This is a genomic window from Nocardiopsis ansamitocini, from assembly GCF_030268225.1.
Taxonomy (GTDB): Bacteria; Actinomycetota; Actinomycetes; order Streptosporangiales; family Streptosporangiaceae; genus Nocardiopsis_D; species Nocardiopsis_D ansamitocini.
The window spans coordinates 1-3976 of the sequence record NZ_BSQG01000025.1 but is presented as its reverse complement, the minus strand read 5'-3'; the positions used below and the strand labels follow the sequence as shown (position 1 = coordinate 3976).

Sequence of the window (3976 nt, the reverse complement as noted above, 5' to 3'; positions counted from 1 at the left end):
CGCTGCTGGGGGTCCATCGCCACCGCCTCACGCGGCGAAATCCCGAAGAACCCCGCATCAAACCCCGCCACATCCTCCAAGAACCCACCCACACGCACATACGAGGTCCCCGCACGATCAGGATCAGCGTCGAACAACGCCTCCAGATCCCACCCACGATCAGTGGGGAACGCGGAGAGGACCTCACCGCCTCCCGCCACCAGTCGCCACAGGTCCTCCGGAGACGCCACACCCCCCGGGAACCGACACCCCATCCCCACGATCGCGATCGGCTCGTCGGTTGGCCTGCTCTGACGCGGTGCAGCGGCAGGAGCGGGGGCCGCACCGGTGAGTCCCGTTCGCACGAACCGGGCCAGGGCGGTGGGCGTGGGGTGGTCGAACACGATGGTTGTGGGCAGGCGCAGTCCGGTGGCCGTGTTGAGCCGGTTGCGCAGTTCCACCGAGGTGAGCGAATCGAACCCGCTCTCCTTGAACGCGCGGTCGGCGGGAATCGCATCACCGCCGGAGTGGCCGAGGACGGTGGCTGCCTGGCTGCATACGAGGTCCACCAGCAACTGGTCGGCGTCGGCGTCGGAAAGCACGGCGAGGCGCGCCGCCAATCCGGTACCGGTAGCGCGCTGGGCCGCGGCAACGGGCCGGGGGCGTCGGGCAAGACCGCTCAGTAGTACGGGGACGGGTTCCGTGCGGTCGGCACTGCGCAGGACGCCGAGGTCGAGTCGGGTGGGGACGAGTACCGAGACGTCGCTGCGCAGGGCCGCATCGAACAGCGCCATCCCCTCGGCAGAGGTGAGCCCCACCATCCCGCCGCGTCGGGTGCGCCGATGGTCGGTCTGTCCCAGGTGGGCGGTGAGTCCGCTGGTCTCTTCCCACAACCCCCACGCCATCGACACACCCGGCAACCCCTCAGCCCGACGACGCTGCACCAAACCATCCACAAACGCATTAGCCGCCGCATAATTAGCCTGCCCCGGATTACCAAACACCCCCGAAGCAGAAGAAAACACCACAAACATCGAAAGATCACAACCACGAGTCAACTCATCCAAATGCACCGCAGCGTCAGCCTTGGGACCAAACACCCCACCCAACCGCTCCGGACCAAGCGAAGAAAACACCCCGTCATCCAACACACCCGCCAAATGCACCACCCCCACCAACGGATGCTCAACCCCAACCCCCGCCACCACCCCCTCAACCACCCCACGATCAGAAACATCACCCACCACCACATCCACCACAGCCCCCAACCCCGAAAGCTCAGCCACCCACTCCCCAACACCCTGCGCACCCAACCCCGAACGACTCACCACCACCAACCGCCGCACCCCATGCACCACCACCAAATGCCGCACCACCAACCGCCCCAACACACCCGTCCCACCCGTCACCAACACCGTCCCCACCGGATCGAGGGAATGGGGAACGGTCAGCACCACCTTGCCGATGTGGTCGGCCCTGCTGATGTGACCGAATGCCTCGGGGGCGCGGCGTACATCCCATGTGGTCAACGGCGGGAGCTGGAGCGCCCCCCGCTCGAACAAAACGAGCAGTTCCGACAGCATCTGCGCGATCCGGTCGGGACCGGCCTGACGCAGGTCGAAGGCGCGGTAGTCGGCCCCCGGATGCGCGTCCGCGACCTCGGCCCCGTCGCGCACATCGGTCTTGCCCATCTCCAGGAACCGGCCGCCCCTGGCGAGCAGCCGCAACGAGGCGTCGGTGAACTCGCCGGCCAACGAGTTGAGCACCACGTCCATCCCGAGACCGCCGGTTGCCGCGAGGAAGTCCGAGCCGAACCGCACCGAGCGTGACGAGGCGATGTGTGCGTCGTCCAGGCCGAGCTCGTGCAGGGCGGCTCGTTTTCCCGGGCCTGCGGTCCCGAACACCTCCGCACCGAGGTGGCGCGCCAACCGAACGGCGGCCGTTCCGACTCCGCCGGTCGCGGAGTGGATGAGCACGCGGTCGCCCGGTCCGACTCCCGCCAGATCGCGGAGGGCGTAATAGGCGGTGAGGTAGGCGATCGGGACCGATGCCGCCTGTGCGAACGACCAGTCGGCGGGGATGGCGGCCAGCAGCCGGTGGTCGGTCACCGCGACGGGGCCGAACGCGCCGAACGTCTGGTCGAAGGTTCCCATCACGCGGTCGCCGGGGGCGAGGCCGGAAACGTCCGGCCCGACTTCCAGGACCACACCGGATGCCTCACCGCCCAGCCCGCTCTGGCCGGGGACCATGTCCAAGGCCACCAGGACATCGCGGAAATTCACCCCTGCGGCGCGTACGCCCACCCGGACCTGCCCTCGGTCCAGTGGGGCGAGCGCGTCGGGAGCGGGGATCAGGGTCAGGCCGTCGACGGTCGCGGTACCGGTGGGGGCCAGGCACCAGGCCGGAGCTCCGGCCGGAACACACAGTTCGGGGGCCGGTTCGGCCCGCACGAGTCGCGGTGTCCACGCCTCCCCTGCCCTGAGCGCGAGCTGCGGCTCACCGGTGGCGACGGCGGCGGCCAGGGCGGCAAAAGAGACGTCGCGGCTGTCGCGGTCGAGGAGCGTGAACCGATCGGGGTGTTCGGACTGGGCCGAGCGGACCAGTCCCCATACGGCGGCGACGGCCGGATCGACTTTCTCGATGGGGTGCACGGCCATCGCGCCGTGGGTCAGTACCACCAGGCGTACCGCGTCCAGGCGCGGCTCGGCCAGCCAGGCGCGAAGCGCCTCCAACGCAGCGGCCGCGGGACCGGTGGTCGCCCCGGGCCGTGCACCGATCTCGATCAGGGCGGTACCGGGCACCGGCCGCCCGCTGTCCAGTGCGGTGGTCAGGGCCGGTACATCCGGGTACGTGGCGGGGGCGTCCGGCAGCGTGGCGGCACCCACGACCGCCCAGTCGGAGAAGTCGGGTGCCTGGGCAAGCGCGTGCCGACTCCATTGCACCGTGAACAGTGCGTCGTCGGGCGCGGTGCGACCGGGGTCCAGGCGGGAGCGCTCGATGGGGCGGGTGAGCAGAGAACCGATCGAGGCGACGGGGGTGTCCGCGTGGTCGGTGAGGAGCAGTTCGACGGTATTGGGGGCGGTCGGCGTGCAGCGGACGCGCAGTTCGGTGGCGCCGGACGCGTACAGGGTGACGTCCTGCCAGGCGAAGGGCAGCAAAATACCGTCTTCGGGGGATTGTGGCGAGGACGCGCAGAACGTGCTGGCGTGCAGGGCGGCGTCCAGCAGCGCCGGGTGCAGGCCGAACGCGGTGGCATCGGTATGCCGGTCCTCGGGAAGCGCGACTTCTGCGAGAACCTCGTCGCCGAGGCGCCAAAGCGCGCGCAGGCCCTGGAACGCGGGACCGTACACGTAGCCCGCCTCGGCCTGGCGCTGGTAGAAACCGGTCAGGTCGACCGGTTCGGCACCGTGGGGCGGCCACGGTCCCGTGGTCTGGGGGGGAACGGGGTGGACGCCGCCCAGCTGGCCCGAGGCGTGCCGGGTCCACGAGGTGGCGCCCGCGGACTCCGGTCGGGAGTGGACCTCGACCGAGCGGCGCCCCTCGGGGTCGGGGGCGGCGACAGTCACCTGGAGCTGGACGGCTCCGTGGTCGGGCAGGACCAGTGGAGCCTCGGTGACCAGTTCCTCCAGGACATCGCAGCCGACCTCGTCTCCGGCGCGCAGCACGATCTCCACCAGGGCGGTTCCGGGCAGCAGTACTGCCGTGCCGACCGTGTGGTCGGCCAGCCAGGGATGCGTCGTGCGGGAGATCCGACCGGTGAACAGCGATCCACCGTCGGCGGCCAACCCGACGACCGCGCCCAAGAGCGGGTGGTCGGCGGGAGCGAGTCCGATCCCCGATGCGGCCCCGGCAGCGTTACGGACGGAACGGTCGAGCCAGTAGCGCTGGCGGTTGAAAGCGTAGGTGGGCAGGTCCACCCGCCGCGCTTCAGGAAGCAACACCGTCCAGTCGACGTCCACACCGCGCACATGGACCTCAGCCAACGAACACAACAACC

At 69.9% G+C, this 3976-nt stretch carries 1 protein-coding gene; it reads right to left on the bottom strand.

Annotated elements, in window-relative coordinates; genetic code table 11:
• Positions 1-3962 (bottom strand): SDR family NAD(P)-dependent oxidoreductase (locus tag QSJ59_RS24220; RefSeq protein ID WP_285762087.1); only part of this gene is annotated, 3962 nt, incomplete at its 3' end.
• Positions 3963-3976 lie beyond the last annotated feature (14 nt).